This is a genomic window from Chromobacterium sp. W521, from assembly GCF_052805975.1.
The window spans coordinates 11880-30095 of record NZ_JBRBAF010000012.1; the positions used below are offsets into that span (position 1 = coordinate 11880).

The following is an 18216-nucleotide window of genomic DNA, read 5'->3' on the forward strand; positions in this document are numbered from 1 at the left end:
AACATGGCACGTTATATCGGCCCTAAGTGTAAGCTCGCTCGTCGTGAAGGCACCGACCTTTTCCTGAAGAGCGCGCGTCGTGCACTGGATTCCAAGTGCAAACTGGATAGCCCTCCGGGCCAGCATGGCGCTCGTAAGAGCCGCCTGTCTGACTACGGTGTGCAACTGCGTGAAAAGCAGAAAATCCGTCGTATTTACGGTGTACTCGAGCGTCAGTTCCGCAATTACTTTGCGGAAGCTGTGCGTCGCAAAGGCTCCACGGGTGAAAACCTGCTGAAGCTGCTCGAGGCCCGCCTGGATAACGTTGTATATCGCATGGGCTTTGGCTCCACTCGCGCCGAAGCGCGCCAGCTGGTTAGCCACAAGGCTATCGTTGTGAACGGCCAGGTTGTGAACATTCCGTCCTACCAGGTTAAAGCCGGTGACGTAGTGTCCGTCCGTGAAAAAGCCAAGAAACAGGCCCGTATCGTAGAAGGTCTGGCTCTGGCCGAGCAGGGTGGCTTCCCGTCTTGGGTTCTGGTTGACTCCAAGAAAATGGAAGGCACTTTCAAATCCGCTCCGGAACGTTCCGAACTGTCTAGCGATATCAACGAACAACTCGTTGTGGAATTCTACTCCAAGTAATCGCTAGCTCTTAGGGAATGACTATGCAAAACAGCGCTTCGGAATTTCTGAAACCTCGTCTTATCGACGTTCAGCCGGTTTCCGCCACTCACGCTCGTGTGTCGATGGAGCCGTTCGAGCGCGGCTACGCTCATACTCTGGGTAATTCGCTGCGCCGGATTCTGCTGTCGTCGATGCCGGGCTATGCTCCGACCGAAGTGACTATCGCTGGCGTTTTGCATGAGTATTCCGCACTTGATGGCGTGCGCGAGGATGTCGTAGACATCCTCCTCAACCTCAAGGGCGTAGTGCTTAAGCTGCATGGTCGTGACAGTGTTGTGTTGTCCTTGAAAAAGGACGGCGAAGGCGCTGTCTTGGCTGGCGATATCGAACTGCCGCACGATGTGGAAGTGATCAATCCGGACCACGTGATTTGTCACATCGCTTCTGGCGGTAAGATCGACATGGAGATCAAGATCGAAAAAGGCCGCGGCTATCAGCCGGTGTCGGTTCGATCCAATCATGAAGACAACCGTTCCATCGGTACCATTCAACTGGATGCTTCCTTCTCGCCGGTTCGCCGCGTGAGCTTCGCTGTGGAAAGCGCCCGTGTTGAGCAGCGTACCGACCTCGACCGCCTGGTTCTCGATATCGAGACCAACGGCGTGATCGAGCCGGAACAGGCAGTGCGCAACGCTGCCCGTATTCTGATGGATCAGCTGTCGATCTTTGCCGATCTCCAAGGCACAGCGGTTGAAGAAGTCGTTGAAAAGGCGCCGCCGATCGATCCGATCCTGCTGCGTCCGGTAGACGATCTTGAACTGACGGTTCGTTCGGCCAACTGCCTGAAAGCTGAGAACATTTATTACATCGGCGATCTGATCCAGCGTACTGAAACCGAGCTTCTGAAGACTCCGAACCTCGGCCGCAAGTCGCTGAACGAGATCAAGGAAGTTCTCGCTTCCAAAGGCCTGACTCTCGGGATGAAACTCGAGAACTGGCCGCCTGCTGGCCTCGAAAAGCCGTAAGGTTTGAGATAAAAGGACATTAACAATGCGTCATCGTTACAGTAATCGTAAACTGAACCGCACGACCAGCCATCGTCTGGCGATGCTGCGCAACATGGCGAATTCGCTGCTGAAGCACGAAGTTATCGTGACCACGCTGCCGAAAGCCAAGGAACTGCGTCGTGTGGCCGAGCCGTTGATTACGCTCGGCAAAAAGCCGTCTCTCGCCAACCGTCGTCTGGCGTTTGACCGCACTCGTGACCGCGATATCGTGGTTAAACTCTTCGACGTTCTCGGCCCGCGCTTCTCCGCCCGCAATGGTGGTTATGTGCGTATCCTGAAGTACGGTTTCCGCAAGGGCGACAACGCCCCGATGGCTCTGGTAGAGCTGGTGGACCGTGCGGAAGATGCCGTAGCGGTTGAAGACAACTCCGCCGAGTAATCGACGAAGTTGAGAAAGAAGCCAGGCGCAAGCCTGGCTTTTTTCATTGCCGGAAAAAAAACCCGCCTTTGAGCGGGTTTTTTCTTATCCGGCGCCAGCTGGCGGGATGGCTTAAAAAATCGAGAGGCCTGTGCGTGTGGTGAAGCGATCCAACGCTTCCAGGCCCAGCACCGAATTGCCCTTGCTATCTAGTTCCGGGCTCCACACGGCGATGCTCATTTTGCCGGGTATGATGGCCAGCATGCCGCCGCCAACGCCGCTTTTCACTGGCAGGCCGACGCGGTAGGCGAATTCGCCGGCGGCATCGTAAGTGCCGCAGGTCAGCATCACCGCGTTGATTTGCTTGGCCTGGCTGCGGCTTAGCGACTGCAAGCCGTCTCGGGTGATGCCGTGGTTGGCGAGGAATAAGCCTGCATTGGCCAGCTCCACGCAGTTCATCGCGATGCTGCAGCTGTTGAAATACTGCTGCAGTACGGTTTCCACCTCGTTGTCGAGGTTGTCGTAGCTTTTCATGAAGTGCGCCAGCGCTGCGTTCCGATGACCGTGGGCACGCTCGGATTCGGCGACGCGGGCATTGCCGCATAGCGTGGCGTTGCCGGACTCTTGGCGCAAGCGGGTCAGCAAGGCGCCGTGGGCGTCTTCAAAATGGCTGATGGCGCGGTCGGTGACCACCAGCGCGCCTGCGTTGATGAAGGGGTTGCGAGGAACGCCGTCCTCGTATTCCAGCTGCACCAGTGAATTGAACGGGTTGCCGGACGGTTCTTTGCCTACATGGCTCCATAAGGAGTCGCCGTCGGCCTCCAGCGTGAGCGCCAGCATGAAGGCTTTGGAAATGCTTTGGATGGAGAAGGGGACGGCGGCGTCGCCGCAGCGGTAATGGCGGCCGTCCAAGGTGGTGATGGCCATGCCGAATTGGCGTGGCGGCACTTCGGCCAGCGCCGGGATGTAGTCTGCGACGCGGCCTTGGCCGTAGTAGGCGACAACTTCGTCGTGGATTTGATCGAGTAAGTCTTGCAGATTCATTAATCTATTCAGCATAAATCAGTCAAAACGCCGGTGGCCGGCGTTGGAAAATCAAAACTCGTAGCGGGTTTCCAGCACGCTGAATTCAGCGCCCAATTCCAGCAGGCCTTCATTGCGAGGCACCAAGTTGAGGCCGAAGCAGACGCCTTCCGGCAAGGTGCGGATGCTGACCAGCGTGCGCAAAGGCTGCTGCTCCGGCGACTTGATGCCGGTATCCGGGTCTACGGTGGTCAGCACGCAGCGAGTGCAGGGCTTGGCGACATCGAACACCACATCGCCGATCTGCACGACTTTCCAATCGTCCTCTTCCCAGGCGTAATCGCCATTGACTACCAGATTGGGGCGGAAATGCCGCAGAGTTACCGGCTGATCCAGCTCATCGTTCAGCGCATCCAGCGATGCCTGATTCACTAGTAAATAAGGATAGCCGTCGGCGAAGGACATCGCGTGTTCGCCGTCCTTCAGCCGGCGATTGGAATGTATGCCTAGCCACAGCAGCCGGCAGGGTTCGTCCAATACCTCGCTGAACCAACGATCGACCGCGGCGTCGCCGTGATAGGCGGCGAAGTTGTCCTTCCATACTGTGGCCGGCGCTTCTTGCTGGTATTGAGTGCTCATTGCCAGCACCGGCGCCTTGCCTGGAAATTTGAACAGCGCACCGCCGGGAATCAGGTCTACCTCCACGCGCACTAGCTGCGGGTGGGAGCGGGCGGTGAAGAAGCGGCCGTTCTCGCCCGCCAGCAGCCACTCGCGGTCATGCGGCAGGCCCTGCTTGCCGGCGAAGGCGCGGCTGTAGGAAAGGCCGCGACAGGATTTCAACGGATGGACGAACATTTCGACAAGTTGCATGAAGGGCTCCGCTAGGCTGTGGTTACCGCATGTTATCACTGTGGCGGGCAACTCAGAAAATCCCACAGCCGACGGTCCTGGCTGAAGGCGACATTGAAGCGCAGCCAGTCGGAGGGCATGCCGTAGGCGCGGAATAGATGGCCGGGCGCGAGGAGGATCTTGTGTTGCTGCGCCTGTTCGGCCAGCTGTCTAGCGTCCAGTTCGCCGGGTGGCCGCGCCAGCAGGAACAGGCCGTTGGACGGCCGCGCGAACAACTGCCAGCTGTGTTCGAGAAACAGTTGCTGGCATTGCGCTTGGGCTTCGGCCAACCGTGCGCGCAGCCGCTCCAGCTGACGGCGGTAGCGGCCCTCTGACACCAGTTCCAGCGCCAGCCTTTCGTTCAGCTCCGGCGAGGTCAGCCCGGACATCATCTTGTAATGGACGATGCGTTCTAGCAGTTCGGTCGGGCCGCATAGATAGCCCACGCGCAGGCCCGGCGACAGCGACTTGGAGAAACTATCGATGTAGAGCACGCGCTTGAGGCCGTCCAGCGCCGCCAGCGCGGGTTGGCGGTCTCCGGCGAAGTCCGCGGAAACATTGTCTTCCACGATGAGGAAGTCGTACTCCTCTGCCAGCCGCAGCACCTGGTGAGCGACGGACGGCGAATAGCTGGCGCCGGTGGGGTTTTGCAGCCAGGGGTTGGTGAAGAAGGCCCGCGGCCGATGCTGGAGCAGCAGCGCGCGCAACTGCTCGAGATCGGGGCCATGTTCGGTCCAAGGCACGGGCACCAGTTTGAACTCGCGAAACGCCAGGCAGGACAGCAGGTTGCAATAGCCGGGATCGTCCACCAGCACGGTGTCTCCGGCTTGCAGCAGCGCGCAGGCCGCCATGTCCAGCGCACGGCTGGCGCCCTGTGTCAGCGCGATGTCGTCGGCGCGAGCCTGGATGCCCCGTTCGGCCAAGCGGTCGGCCAAATGCTCGCGCAGGGGTAGAAAGCCTTTTGGGTCGCCATAGCCGGGAGCGGCGACGGCGTCGCGAGCCAGCTGCCGCAGCGCTTTTTGCTGAGCTTCGGCGTCATACCAGTGGGTAGGCAGCCAGCCGCAGCCGGCGAACAGGGTATTGGCGTCCTGCTGGTAAATCTTGCGCAGCAGCCAGTATTCGTCCACCGGCCAGACGCGAGGGGCGGCCGGCAGATCGGGCGGCCGGCTTTCCCGTCTAGCCTCCACGTAAAAGCCCGAGCCTGGCCGCGCGGCCAGGTAGCCCAGAGTCACCAGCCTATCGTAGGCCTCAACCACGGTGAAAGGACTGACGCCCAGCTCCCCGGCCATTCTACGAATAGATGGGATTTTTGCGCCTTTGCGCCACTGGCCGCATTGGATGGCTGAAATAGCTGAATTGACAATGTTTTCAACCAATGTAATGCCATCCATAGGCATAAGGTTCAGGCTAGTCATTGCGCATTATTTGAGCATCGTTGATATTGGGCCTGTCCGTTGAGAACAGCTTGTGATAAATATCTCGTCATAAGCCGGATGGCATGTCGCAGCCGTCAATCTGTATGTTTTTTTGTTGAGCTTTGCGGACGGAGCGGCTAAGACAAAAACAGAGCCTACCGGCATTGAGAATGATCATAACAGTGCTTTGTCGTGGATTGACAAGCAATCGCGGCAGGCTAAGTCGAATTGGGGATGGAGGACGGAAATGCGCTCTTTGCGTGTAAAGTTGATTGTATTCATTGCGGTGTTGCTGGTTTTGCTGGGCGCCATTATTACGACCCTGGTGTATACCCAGATGCGCAACGAGATTGTCCAGGGAGTGGACAATGAGCTGTCCAGCACCTCGCGCGGTTACGCCAATCTGGTCAAGGACTGGTACGGCAGCAAGGTCAAGGTGGTGATTGCCGGCAATCCTGTGGTGGGAACGCCAGAGCCTATGCCGATGCTGGCGCGCTTGAGTCAGGCCGGCGGCTACGACATGACCTATATCGGCACCGCCGACCACAAAATGATCCGTTCCGACTTCAAGCCGCAGCCGGCGGGTTACGATCCGGTGGCGCGTCCTTGGTATCAGCAGGCTCAGGCCAGCGGCAAGCCGGGCGTATCCGATCCCTACGTCGATTTCGACACCAAGAAACTGGTGGTGACTTTCGTGTCGCCGGTGTTCGACGGCTCCACGCTGAAAGCAGTGGTGGGCGGCGATATTTTCATCGACGATCTGGTCAAAACCGTGCTGTCCGCCAAGCTGCGCGGCAACGGCTACGCTTTCCTGGTGGATAAGGCCGGCAAGGTGATCGCGCACCCGGACACCACGCTGACACTGAAGCCGCTGGCGGAAAAAGTGCCGGCGCTGACCGGCGAGAAGCTGGTGCAGCTGTCCACCAGCAGCGCGATGGAGGAAATCGAAGTCAACGGCGAGAGCAAGCTGGTGCAAGTCGACCCGGTGGAGGGCACTAACTGGCTGCTGGGCGTGATGATAGACAAGTCCGTGGTCAGCGAGCCGCTGGAAAAACTGCTGCTGACTGTGGTGGGCCTGGGCGCGCTGTGCGTGATAGTGCTGATCCCGGTGGCCAGCGTGATGCTGAGCAAGATGCTGGCCGGCTTGGGCCGCTTGCGCAATGCGATGCTGGAAATCTCCAAAGGCGAAGGCGATTTGACCCGCCGCATCGAAGTGCAGGGCCAGGATGAGATTGCCGAGACCGCCACCGCGTTCAACAGCTTCATCCATCGCTTGCAAAGCATGTTCGTGGCGGTGCGAACCGAGGCGGAAAACGTCACCAACGGCGTGCAGAGCGTGGCCAGCACCGTGGATCAGGTGGCGCGCGACTCTCGGCAGATTTCCGATGTGTCCAGCTCCAACGCCGCGACGCTGGAGGAAATCACCGTCAGCATTTCCCATATCGCCGACGCCGCGCGCGAGGCGGATTCTCTGGTCAACCACACCGGTACCGTATCCAGCGAAAGCGCAGACGAAATGCAGCGCATCTCCCGCGAGATGAACAGCACGGTGGAGGCGGTGAAGGGCTTGTCCGGCATGTTGGTGTCGCTGGATCAGCGCTCGCAGCAGATCAGCGGCATCACCAATGTGATCAAGGATATCGCGGATCAAACCAACTTGTTGGCCTTGAATGCGGCGATTGAAGCGGCGCGCGCAGGGGAAATGGGCCGCGGCTTTGCGGTGGTGGCGGACGAAGTGCGCAAACTGGCCGAGCGCACCGGCCAGGCCACGGTGGAGATTTCCAGCATGGTCAGCACCATCCGCGAGGAAACCAGCCAGGCGGTAACCAATATGCAGCGCACCGTCAACTCGGTGGACGACGGCGTGGAACTGACCGACAGCGCGGTGCAGCGCATCGAGCAGATCCAGCAGGCGATGCAAGAGGTGATGGCCAAGATGAATGAGATCACCCTGTCCACCAGCGAGCAGCATAAGGCCACCACTTTGATTGCGCAGAGCACCGAACAGATCAACGGCCGCATCGTCGACAGCGACGGCGCCCTGCAGACCGTGCACGACACCTTGAACGATTTGTCGCAGGCGGCCAAGGACATGCGGCAGCTGTTCTCCAGCTTCCGCGTCTGAGAACCGTTTACGATCTGCTGCGCGTCATGGCGTGTTGCACGGTGAGTACGAGTTCAAAATGCTCATGTACCGCGTGTACATTCCGCTTTTTCGCTCGTTTTCGCCTTGTCTCGCCTTAGCTTGCGAGATCGTGAACAGGCTCTGAGTTGATTGGCGCGACACAGGAAACCCGGCTACGGCCGGGTTTTTTCTTGGTTTTGGACTGTACTGGCGATTTTGCCGATACGGGGCTGTGCAAATTCGCGCCAACTGTACCTGTAATTGTATTGGTGCCGCGGCTAGATTAGTTGTCATCATTCGGCCAAGAGCCAGGGGAGACAACGATGAATCAGCCGCAGATGGACGCGTTCTGGATGCCGTTCACCGCCAACCGCCAGTTCAAGAGCGCGCCGCGCATGCTGGTGAGCGCCGACGGCATGTATTACACCGACGACCAGGGCCGAAAGATCCTGGACGGCAGCGCCGGCCTGTGGTGCGTGACCGCCGGCCACAACCGCAAGCCCATCGTCGAGGCAGTGCAGCGGCAGGTGGCGACGCTGGACTATGCGCCGCCGTTCCAGATGGCGCATCCCAAGGCTTTCGAGGCCGCCGACAAGCTGGTGGCGATGGCGCCCAAGGGCTTGAGCAAGGCGTTCTTCGTGGGTTCCGGCTCGGAGGCGGCGGACACCGCGCTCAAGATGGCGGTGGCTTATCACCGCGTGCGCGGCGACGCCGCCCGCGTCAAACTGATTGGCCGCGAGCGGGGTTATCACGGTGTCAACTTCGGCGGCATCTCGGTGGGCGGCATGGCCGGCAACCGCAAGCATTTTCCGGTGTCCTTGCCGGCGGTGGATCATCTGCGCAGCACTCACGACCTTGCCCGCAACGCTTTCAGCCGCGGCGAGCCCGAGCACGGCGCAGAATTCGCGGACGAATTGGAAGCGCGGATACTGACCCTGCACGATCCGTCCACCATCGCCGCCGTCATTGTCGAGCCGATGGCCGGTTCCACCGGCGTTCTGATTCCTCCCAAGGGCTATTTGCGGCGTTTGCGCGAAATCTGCGACCGCTACGGCATCCTGCTGATTTTCGACGAAGTGATCACCGGTTTCGGCCGTTTGGGCGCGGATTGGGCCGCCAACAAGTTCGGCGTGTTGCCGGACATCATCACCTGCGCCAAGGGCCTGACCAACGGCGTGGTGCCGATGGGCGCCTTGCTGGTGAAGCCGGAGATCCACGACGCCTTCATGGCCGCCGCCGGCGAGCGCATGATCGAGTTCCCGCACGGCTACACCTATTCCGCCCACCCGCTGGCTTGCGCCGCGGCGATCGCCTCGCTGGACCTGTACCGCGACGAGCAATTGTTCGAGCGCGCCGCCGGCCTGTCCGCTTATTTCGAGGAGCGCGCGCACGCTTTGCGCGGCCAGCCCTACGTCAAGGACATCCGCAATTTGGGCCTGGTGGCCGGCATTGAACTGGACAGCCGGGCGGGCGCGGCTGGACAGCGCGGTTTCGATGTTTTCCTCAAGTGCTGGGAACAAGGCGTGCTGGTGCGCTTCACCGGCGACATCCTGGCGGTTTCGCCGCCGCTGATCATTGAGAAGCACGAGATCGACCGGCTGTTCGAGACCATTGCCTCCGCCTTGCGCGCCTGCGAATGAGCGCGGCGCCGAATACCCAACCCATACCCATCGGAACGAATATGCAGACCATTCCTCATTACATTGGCGGCGAACGCTGCGAAGGCCGCAGCGGCCGCTTTGGCGATGTCTACAACCCGGCGCTGGGCAGCGTCGCCGCCCGCGTGCCGCTGGCGAGCCAGGACGAGGTCCAGGCCGCGGTGGCGGCGGCGCGCAAGGCCTTCCCGGCCTGGGCGGAAACCTCGCCGTTGAAGCGCGCTCGGGTGATGTTCAAGTTCAAGGAGTTGCTGGAGCAAAACCAGCAGCGGCTGGCGGCGCTGATTTCCAGTGAGCACGGCAAAGTGGTGTCCGACGCCATCGGCGAGGTTACCCGCGGCCTGGAGGTGGTGGAGTTCGCCTGCGGCATTCCGCAGCTGCTGAAAGGCGAGTTCACCGAGCAGGTGGGCGGCGGCATCGATAGCCATTCCATGCGTCAGCCGCTGGGCGTGGTGGCCGGCATCACCCCGTTCAACTTTCCAGCGATGGTGCCGTTGTGGATGTTCCCGGTGGCGCTGGCCTGCGGCAACTGTTTCATTCTCAAGCCGTCCGAGCGCGACCCGTCCGCCGCTTTGCTATTGGCCGAACTGCTGCAGCAGGCCGGCTTGCCGGCCGGAGTATTCAACGTGGTGCACGGCGACAAGCAGGCGGTGGACGCCTTGCTTGTCCATCCTGACATCGCCGCGCTCAGCTTCGTCGGCTCTACGCCCATTGCCCAGTACATCTACGAAACCGGCGCGCGCCATGGCAAGCGGGTGCAGGCGCTGGGCGGCGCCAAGAACCACCTGGTGGTGATGCCGGACGCGGATCTGGACGGCGCGGTGGAGGCGCTGATCGGCGCCGCCTACGGTTCGGCCGGCGAGCGTTGCATGGCGATCTCAGTGGTGCTGGCGGTGGGCGATATCGGCGACGCGCTGGTGGAACGGTTGGCCGAGCGCGCGCGCAATCTGAAGATAGGCGTGGGCGACGACGCGGCGGCGGAAATGGGGCCGTTGGTGACGCGCCAGCATTTGGACAAGGTGACCGGCTATGTCGATCAGGGTGTGGCCGAAGGCGCGCAACTGGTGGTGGACGGCCGCGGCTACCGCCATCCCGGTCACGAGGACGGATTTTTCCTCGGCGGCTGCCTGTTCGACCATGTGACGCCGGAGATGACCATTTACAAGGAGGAAATCTTCGGGCCGGTGCTGGCCGTGGTGAGAGTGCCGGACTTCGACAGCGCGGTCAGCCTGATCAACGCCCATCCCTTCGCCAACGGCACCAGCATCTTCACCCGCTCCGGCGGCGCCGCGCGCGAGTTCAGCCACCGCATTCAGGTGGGCATGGTGGGCATCAATGTGCCGATTCCGGTGCCGATGGCTTTCCACAGCTTTGGCGGCTGGAAAGCCTCGTTGTTCGGCGACCATCATATGCACGGTCCGGAAGGCGTGCGTTTTTACACTCGGATGAAGACGGTGACCAGCCGCTGGCCGGCCAAGATGACCGCCGAATTTGTGATGCCGACGATGAAGTGAGCGTTGGCGAACTAAAGGCAGAGGAATGACGACTCTGGATGCGGGCATGCATGCTCGCGTCCAGTTTAACCCGGAGCGATCCGGGTTTTTTTATGCTATTGATGTTTTTCATCGAAATGTCTCAAACTGGGATTATTCGCATCAAAAGAGCGATGAGCACTGTCTAGAATAAGTTAACAAGGTGTGGGGAGATGGAGATGAATAAAACAACAATGAGCCTGCGCGGCCGGCTGCTCTTGCTATTGGTGGCGATGGCGCTGCTGGTGACGGCGATAGGCGTGCTCTCTGTGATGCGGGAGCGGGACGCCATGTTGCAGGACCGCAAGGACAAGACGCGCAATCTGGTGGAGTCCGCGGCGGCACTGGTGACGTCTTACGAGAAAATGGCGGCGGACGGCAAGATGAGCGAGCCGCAGGCCAAGCACCTGGCGGCGGCGGCCTTGAGCAGCATGCGCTACGACGAGCGCGAGTATTTCTTCGCCTTCGACAAAGGGCTGACCTACGTCGCCCACGGCGTGAAGCCTGCCTTGATCGGCAAAAATCTGCACGGGGTCAAGGAGGGGAGCGGCCGGGACATGGGCCAGCTGTTCGATCAAGCCTTGAGCGCCGGCGGCGGCAAGGGCTACGCCAGCTATGTCTGGGACAAACCGGGTTTTGACGCGCCGCAGCCCAAAATTTCCTATTTGATGACCTCTCCCGGCTGGGGCTGGGTGCTGGGCACCGGCATTTATCTGGACGACGTGGCGGCCGCTTATCACAAATCGCTGTTCAATCTGGCGCTGGAGGTGGGCGTGATCCTGTTGCTGCTGGCGGGCTTGGGCGCTTACATCATGCGCAGCGTGTTGGGCCAGTTGGGCGGCGAGCCGGCGGTCACGGTGGATATCGTCAAGCGCATTGCCGCCGGCCAGCTGGATATGGCGGTGCCGGTGAAGGCTGGCGACCGCGACAGCCTGCTGGCCAATGTCGCCAGCATGCAGGGAGAGTTGCGGCAGCTAGTGGGCGAAATCGCCGCCGCGGCCAATCGGGTGTCGGAGATGAGCGCGGATGTCAGCAGCCATGCCAGCGAAGTGGCGAACGGCTCGGAACGGCAGAGCGAGGCGGCCACCTCGATGGCGGCGTCGATAGAAGAACTCACCGTCAGCATCAACCATATTTCCGACCGCGCCCAGGACGCCAGAAGCCTGTCTGAACAGTCCGGCGAATCATCGCAGCAGGGCAGCGAGGTGATTTCGCGCGCGGTGGCGGAAATGCGCCGCATCAATGAGTCGGTGGAGCTGGCCGCCGGCACCATCAACGAGCTGGTGGACAAGGCGCAGGTGATTTCCGGCATCATGCAAGTGATCAAGGATATTGCCGATCAGACCAATCTCCTGGCCCTGAACGCGGCGATCGAGGCCGCGCGCGCCGGCGAGCAGGGCCGCGGCTTCGCGGTGGTGGCGGACGAGGTGCGCAAGTTGTCCGAGCGCACCGCTCAGGCGACCGAGGAGATTGCCGGCATGATCGCCGAGATCCAGCAAAGCTCGACCCAATCGCACGGCTCGATGGAAGAGGCGGTGCGGTGCGCCAAGAACGGCCTGGAGCTGGCCGAGCAGGGCGGCGAGGCGGTGGGAGAGATCAGCCGGAGCGCTGGCGGGGTGCTGGGCGTGGTCAACGATATTTCACACGCGCTGAAGGAGCAGGGCACCGCCAGTCAGGATATCGCTCAATACGTCGAGCAGATTGCGATGAGCTCCAGCAAGAACGCGCAGGCGGCGTCCACCGCCTCGGCGGCGCTGGCGGACATGAGCCAGCTGGCCGGCAGTCTGCGCGGGCTGGTGTCGCGCTTCCGCTGTTGAGAGGCGACGCGGCGGCCCGGGCCGCCGCCGTTTTCCCCGCCGCGTCAGCGGCCGATCTCGGTGCGCACGTCCAGCAACTCCGGGAAAAAGGTCAGCTCCAGCGCCTGCTTGAGGAAGCGCACGCCGCTGGAGCCGCCGGTGCCCTGTTTGAAGCCGATGACCCGTTCCACCGTCTTCATATGCCGGAAGCGCCACAGGTGGAAGTATTCCTCCACGTCCACCAGCTTTTCCGCCATCTCATAGGCTTCCCAGTGCTGCTGGGGGTGATCGTAAATACTCTTGAACAGCGGGATCAGCTCCGGATTGCGCTGATAGGGCTGCGACCAGTCGCGTTCCAGGCTGGAAGCCGGCACCGGCAGGCCGCGGCGCGCCAGATGGCGCAGGAATTCGTCGTACAGGCTGGGCGCTTCCAGGATGGCTTTTAGCGCGGCATGCTTGTCCGGCTCGTGGGCGAAGACGTTGAGCATTGCCTGGTTCTTGTTGCCCAGCAGAAATTCGATGGAGCGGTATTGGTGGGACTGGAAACCGGAGGAGTTGCCCAGCACGTCGCGGAACTCCATGTATTCGGACGGCGTCAGCGTTTCCAGCACCGCCCATTGTTCGAACAACAGACGTTGGATTTGCTTGACCCGCGCCAGGCATTTGAAGCTGGGGCCCAGCGTGTCCTGCTGGACAAAGCGCACCGCGGCCTGCAATTCGTGCAGCATCAATTTCATCCACAATTCCGACGTCTGGTGCTGGATCACGAACAGCAGCTCGTCATGGTGCGGCGGGTTGGACAGCGGTTTCTGGCAGGCCAGCAGTTCATCCAGGCACAGATAACCGCCGTAGCTCATGCGCTCGGAAAAGTTGGTGACGATCCCGGCTTCCAGTTTTCTCTCGTTCATGGTTTTTCCCTTGTAGAGGCGGCGCGGTGTTTCTTGGTGTGGTTCCGGCACGGGCCGGTTCGCGCCGCCGGCGAATGATGATCGGGAATCCGGGGCTGAATGTCAAAACGCGCGATGTTCCGGTGAGGAAACATCGCGCGCGCTCAAGGGGACGGCGGCAACGCTCAAGGGCGGTGTTTGCGGCCCAGCAAGATGGCCAACAGCAGCAGCGCCGCGCAGCCTATCAAGACTGGGGCGTTGCCGTGGCGCATATAAGGGGTGAGCCCCTGGCGGCCCTGGGCGAAACCTTGCAACACCTGGCGGGTGTAGGGCGCCGCCACCGCGGCGATTTCGCCATCCGGGCGGATGATGGCGGTCATGCCGTTATTGGTGGCGCGCAGCATGTAGCGGCCGTTTTCCAGCGCGCGCGCCTGGGATAACTGCAGGTGCTGGCTCATCGCCACGCTCTTGCCGAACCAGGCCAGGTTGCTGACGTTGGCCATGATGCTGGCTTGGGAGGCGGGGCCTATCAGCTCCTCGCCGAAGCTGTCTTCATAGCAAACGTTGAAGGCGATTTTCTCGCCGGCCAGCGCCAGTGGCGGTTGATTGGCGCCGCCGCTGCTGAAGCCCGACATCGGCATGTTCATGAACTGGTAGATCCAGCCTATCAGGCTGGGAACCGGGATAAACTCGCCAAACGGCACCAGATGATCCTTGGCGAAATACGGCTGGCCCGGCGTGGTCAGCGCCACCACCGCGTTCAAATAACCGCGGCCGTCGTTGGTGCGGCGGGGCACGCCGGTGGCCAGCGCCATGCCGGCGCGCTGGGCCTGGCCTTCCATCATGCTCAGGTAGCCGGACGGCAGGTCGTCGAGGAACAGCGGCAGTGCGGTTTCCGGCAGCAGCATCAGGTCGGCGCGGGCGGTGGCCACTTGCTGGTAATACACGCGCAGGGATTCTTCCAGGTTTTCCGGCGACCATTTCAGTTCCTGGGCGATATTGCCTTGGGCCAGCGCCACGCTGATGGGTTTGCCCTGAGGCAAGGTCCATTCAATGCTTTTCAGCCAGAAGCCGTTGCCCCATACCGCCAGCGCGGCGATCAGCAGGCCGGCGCGCATTTTCCAGCCGCTGTGCACCATCAGCGCCAGCGCGCCTGCGGACAACGCCACCAGGTAGGTGACCAAGTGGGAACCGCCCAGCGGCGTGTAGCCGGCCAGCGGGCTCTCCGTGATCTGGGAGTAGCCGGCGGCGGCCCAGGGGAAACCGGTCAGCACCCAGCCGCGCAGCCATTCCCCCAGTTCCCACAGGGCCGGAAAGGCCAGCAGCCAGCGTTGCCAAGGCTTGGCGGTGACCCGGGCGCTCAGCCACATCGCGAGGCCCGGGTAGAGCGCCAGATAGGCCGGCAGCAACAGCACCAGCGGCAAGGCGATCCAGACCGGCAAGCCGGCCACGTCGTGCAGGCTGTTGTAGATCCAGTTGAAGTTGCTGGTGTAGGCGGCCAGGCCCCAGACATAGCCGATCCAGAACGCGCGTTGCGGGTGGCGCTGGGTCAGGTCCGCCAGCGCCGCAAGTGATAGCGGCATGATCCAGAACAAGCGGTAGGGGGCGAAGGCGAACAGTGTGAGGCTGCCAGCCAAGGCGGCTGCCAGCAGGACCAGTAAAGTGCGCATGGTAGGCATCAGGCGAAGCCGGCTGGCAAAAGCCGGCCGACGGATTGTCAAATAGCTGATATTCATCTTAGGAGCGGGAGGCGCGGGCACCAAGCCCAATCCGGCCTCCCGCGTCTGGAGATGGTTTTTAGAGCCTGTTCACGATCTCGCGAGCAAGAGCGAGACAAGGCGAAAACGAGCGAAAAAGCGGAATGTACACGTGGTACATGAGCATTTTGAGCTTGTTTTTAACGCCGTATCGCCACAGCGCAGCAGATCGTGAACAGGTTCTTAGAGCCTGCTTTCGATCTGGCGAGCAGGAGCGAACAAGGCGAAAGCGGCTGAGAAAGCGGAGTGTACACGGAGTTCAGGCGCATTCCCAAGGCGTCCATGCCGTGTAACACCCCTCGACGCGCAGCCGATTATAAACAGGGTCTCAGACTTCGCTGGTCTCGCCGGCCTGAATCCGCTCCACCAGCAGGGTGTCTACGCGGCGGTTGTCGGCGCGCAGCACGGTGAAGCGCAGGCCGGCGGCTTCCACCGCTTCGCCGCGCTTGGGCAGGTGGCCGGTCAGGGAGATCACCAGGCCGCCGACGGTGTCGACGTCGTCGTCTTCGAAATCGGTTTCAAAGTAATGGTTGAAGTCCTCGATCTCGGTCAGCGCCTTGACCCGGTAGCGCTGATGGCCGCGCACCGGCAGGATATCTTCCTCGTCGTCCTCGGTGTCGTATTCGTCCTCGATGTCGCCGACGATCTGCTCGATCACGTCTTCAATGGTCACCAGGCCGGACACGCCGCCGTATTCGTCCACCACTACCGCCATGTGATTGTGGGTGGCGCGGAAATCCCGCAGCAGCACGTTCAGCGGCTTGGATTCCGGCACAAACACCGCCGGGCGCAGCACCGCTTTCAAATCGAAGCTGGCCGGCGCGTGGAAGTAGCGCAACAGTTCCTTGGCCAACAGAATGCCCAGCACGTCGTCCTTGCTGTCGCCTATCACCGGAAAGCGCGAGTGTCCGGAGTCGATCACCATCGGCAGGAAGCGGGTGATCGGGTCGTCGCAGCTGATCACGTTCATCTGGCTGCGCGGGATCATGACGTCGCGCACGGTCAGCTCGCTGACTTCCAGCACGCCTTCGATCATGCCGAGCGCTTCCGCGTCCAGCAGGTTGCGCTCGAAGGCGTTGTGCAAGAGTTCGATCAACTCTTCGCGATCTTCCGGCTCGCGCAGCAACATGGTGGACAGGCGTTCCAGCCAAGTCGGCCGCGGTTTACTGGGGTCTTCCATTTCTTAGAACTGCTCCTCTCGATAGGGGTCGGGATATCCTAGCCTTTGCATGATGACGGTTTCAAGCGTTTCCATGGTTTCGGCTTCGTCGTCTTGCTCGTGGTCAAAGCCCTGCAGATGCAGCATGCCGTGCACCAGCAGGTGGGCGTAATGGGCTTGCAGCGGCTTGTTTTGCTCGGCGGCCTCTTTTTCCACCACCGGCGCGCACAGCACCAGATCGCCGATCAGCGGCAGGCCCGGCACCGGGTCGCCCTCGTTGAGAGCGAAGCTCAGCACATTGGTGGCGTAGTCCTTGCCGCGGTAGTCGCGGTTCATTTGACGGCCTTCGTCCGCGTCCACGATCAGGATGCTGACCTGGGCCTGCTTGACGCCGGCTTGCAGCGCAGCCTGGCTCCAGCGGCGCAAATCTGCGGGCCGCGGCAGGGCGGCGGTTTGGCTGCGCACCTCCAGGCTCAGTTCCAGGCGCGCGGCCAGGCGCGCCAGCAGCGGGTTACGCTTGGCTCTTTTCATCTTGCTTGCTTTGGTATTGGTCGTAGGCGTCGACGATTTTCTGCACCAGCGGGTGGCGCACCACGTCGTCGCTCTGGAAATGATGGAAATGGATGCCGCGCACCTTGTCCAGAATGCGCTCCACTTCGACCAGGCCGCTTTTCTGATGGCGGGCCAGGTCGATCTGGGTCACGTCGCCGGTGATCACCGCCTTGGAGCCGAAGCCGATGCGGGTCAGGAACATCTTCATCTGTTCCGGCGTGGTGTTCTGCGCCTCGTCCAGGATAATGAAGGCGTTGTTCAGCGTGCGGCCGCGCATATAGGCCAGCGGCGCGATCTCGATCAGGTTCTTTTCGAACAGCCGGGTCACGCGATCAAAGCCCATCAGATCGTACAGCGCGTCGTACAGCGGCCGTAGATACGGGTCCACCTTCTGCGCCAGGTCGCCAGGCAGGAAGCCCAGCTTCTCGCCGGCCTCCACCGCCGGGCGCACCAGCACGATGCGTTTGACCGTGTCGCGCTCCATCGCGTCCACCGCGCAGCCCACCGCCAGATAGGTTTTGCCGGTGCCGGCGGGGCCAATGCCGAAGGTGATGTCGTGTTGCTGAATGGCTTTGATGTAGCGGCTCTGGCGCAGCGTGCGGCCGCGCAAATCGCCGCGACGGGTCACGAGCACGGGGGCGTCTTCGTCTTCGGCGGCGGCCGTTGCGCCGTTGGGCGCGTGACGGCGCAGTTCCACCAGGCACAGTTGCACGTCGTCTATCGACAGCTCCTGTTTTTCCGCCAGCAGATAGAGCCGGGTCAGTGCTTCCACCGCGGTCTTGGCCTGTTCGCCTTGCACGCGGAAGCTTTCTCCTCGGCGCTGCACGGTCACGTCCAGGCCGGTTTCTATCTGTTTCAGGTTTTCGTCCAGCGGGCCGCACAGGCGGGCCAGCCGTTCGTTGTCGACGGGATTGAAGCTGAGGGGTTCGGCGTGCGATGTAGTCATGCGGCTCGTAGTCTGGGTCGTTCTGCGCGGCCCGCGGCGGGGCGGGATGGCGGATGGGCAAGGGTTAAGGCTGCGGCGCTCATCAAATGTTCCGCAGACAATCCAGTTCCGGCGCGCTCATGCTGGCGTGGAACTCAGTGATTTCATAGCGGGCGAGGCCGGCGACGGCGAACGGGTCGCGCGCCAGCAGGGCCTCGAGCTCGGCGCGGTCTCCGCGCGCCAGGATCACGCCGCCGGTGCGCGGCGTTTTGCGGCCGGAGGCCAGCAGCAAACCGGAAGCGTAGCCCTGCCGCAGCCAGGCGACATGCTGTTCCAGCAACGCGTCGATATCGGACAGCGGGGCGATGTAGCTTAGCGAAACGATGAACATGGCGGCGTCAGCTCGGATGGAAAGCGCCAAGCATACGCCCGCCCGCGGCGGCCGGCGTAAAAAAATGGCGGGCGGACATC

General features: G+C 61.7%; 16 protein-coding genes. 7 read left to right on the plus strand and 9 right to left on the minus strand.

Features of this window, described 5'->3' with window-relative positions; translation table 11 throughout:
- Positions 1–3 precede the first annotated feature (3 nt).
- The 3 genes from rpsD to rplQ are packed head-to-tail and all read left to right on the plus strand — an operon-like array spanning position 4 to position 2052.
- Entirely contained in the window at positions 4–624 is a 621-nt protein-coding gene (rpsD, locus tag ACUXV1_RS18485) for a 30S ribosomal protein S4 (RefSeq protein WP_043594097.1), read from the plus strand.
- A 23-nt stretch (positions 625–647) separates the two neighbouring features.
- Complete coding sequence (locus ACUXV1_RS18490) at positions 648–1631, plus strand: DNA-directed RNA polymerase subunit alpha (RefSeq protein ID WP_446016210.1); 984 nt, start codon at positions 648–650, stop codon at positions 1629–1631.
- A gap of 25 nt (positions 1632–1656) precedes the next feature.
- Complete coding sequence (gene rplQ / locus ACUXV1_RS18495) at positions 1657–2052, plus strand: 50S ribosomal protein L17 (RefSeq protein ID WP_019102992.1); 396 nt, start codon at positions 1657–1659, stop codon at positions 2050–2052.
- A gap of 111 nt (positions 2053–2163) precedes the next feature.
- Here the strand turns inward: rplQ and ACUXV1_RS18500 are convergent, their stop codons facing one another.
- From ACUXV1_RS18500 to ACUXV1_RS18510, 3 genes are read right to left on the minus strand one after another with little or no spacing between them, the layout of a single operon-like run.
- Entirely contained in the window at positions 2164–3075 is a 912-nt protein-coding gene (locus tag ACUXV1_RS18500; protein ID WP_446016209.1) for a glutaminase, read from the minus strand.
- A gap of 51 nt (positions 3076–3126) precedes the next feature.
- Positions 3127–3924: an MOSC domain-containing protein gene (locus tag ACUXV1_RS18505; protein WP_446016208.1), complete on the minus strand. Its 798-nt coding sequence runs from the start codon at positions 3922–3924 to the stop codon at positions 3127–3129.
- A 35-nt stretch (positions 3925–3959) separates the two neighbouring features.
- A complete protein-coding gene (locus ACUXV1_RS18510; RefSeq protein ID WP_446016838.1) occupies positions 3960–5357 on the minus strand; it encodes an aminotransferase-like domain-containing protein in 1398 nt (465 codons plus the stop codon).
- Between the two features lie 247 nt (positions 5358–5604).
- On the opposite strand from ACUXV1_RS18510, the gene ACUXV1_RS18515 reads away from it, so the two are divergent.
- From ACUXV1_RS18515 to ACUXV1_RS18530, 4 genes are all read left to right on the plus strand, one after another.
- The gene (locus tag ACUXV1_RS18515; RefSeq protein ID WP_043636349.1) at positions 5605–7482 is read left to right on the plus strand and encodes a methyl-accepting chemotaxis protein; all 1878 of its coding nucleotides are present in this window, start codon (positions 5605–5607) and stop codon (positions 7480–7482) included.
- 323 nt (positions 7483–7805) lie between these two features.
- Complete coding sequence (locus ACUXV1_RS18520; protein WP_043636346.1) at positions 7806–9122, plus strand: aspartate aminotransferase family protein; 1317 nt, start codon at positions 7806–7808, stop codon at positions 9120–9122.
- A 41-nt stretch (positions 9123–9163) separates the two neighbouring features.
- The gene (locus ACUXV1_RS18525; RefSeq protein ID WP_043636343.1) at positions 9164–10651 is read left to right on the plus strand and encodes a CoA-acylating methylmalonate-semialdehyde dehydrogenase; all 1488 of its coding nucleotides are present in this window, start codon (positions 9164–9166) and stop codon (positions 10649–10651) included.
- 197 nt (positions 10652–10848) lie between these two features.
- The gene (locus ACUXV1_RS18530; RefSeq protein ID WP_446016206.1) at positions 10849–12486 is read left to right on the plus strand and encodes a methyl-accepting chemotaxis protein; all 1638 of its coding nucleotides are present in this window, start codon (positions 10849–10851) and stop codon (positions 12484–12486) included.
- 44 nt (positions 12487–12530) lie between these two features.
- Here ACUXV1_RS18530 and kynA read toward each other — a convergent pair whose 3' ends face one another.
- The 6 genes from kynA to ACUXV1_RS18560 form a co-directional block, all read right to left on the minus strand.
- A complete protein-coding gene (gene kynA / locus ACUXV1_RS18535; protein ID WP_043636336.1) occupies positions 12531–13373 on the minus strand; it encodes a tryptophan 2,3-dioxygenase in 843 nt (280 codons plus the stop codon).
- 164 nt (positions 13374–13537) lie between these two features.
- On the minus strand, positions 13538–15022 hold the full coding sequence (gene lnt / locus ACUXV1_RS18540) for an apolipoprotein N-acyltransferase (RefSeq protein WP_052370464.1): 1485 nt from the start codon (positions 15020–15022) through the stop codon (positions 13538–13540).
- Positions 15023–15437: 415 nt separating this feature from the next.
- Positions 15438–16289, minus strand: a complete 852-nt coding sequence (locus tag ACUXV1_RS18545) for an HlyC/CorC family transporter (protein WP_019102982.1) — start codon at positions 16287–16289, stop codon at positions 15438–15440.
- A 3-nt stretch (positions 16290–16292) separates the two neighbouring features.
- Entirely contained in the window at positions 16293–16799 is a 507-nt protein-coding gene (ybeY, locus tag ACUXV1_RS18550) for an rRNA maturation RNase YbeY (protein ID WP_043636332.1), read from the minus strand.
- On the minus strand, positions 16780–17766 hold the full coding sequence (locus tag ACUXV1_RS18555; RefSeq protein WP_446016204.1) for a PhoH family protein: 987 nt from the start codon (positions 17764–17766) through the stop codon (positions 16780–16782). The genes ybeY and ACUXV1_RS18555 overlap by 20 nt, the downstream gene beginning before the upstream one ends.
- Positions 17767–17848: 82 nt before the next feature.
- Positions 17849–18166 (minus strand): YciI family protein, encoded by a 318-nt coding sequence (locus ACUXV1_RS18560; protein WP_306293371.1) that lies wholly within the window; start codon positions 18164–18166, stop codon positions 17849–17851.
- Positions 18167–18216: the final 50 nt, after the last annotated feature.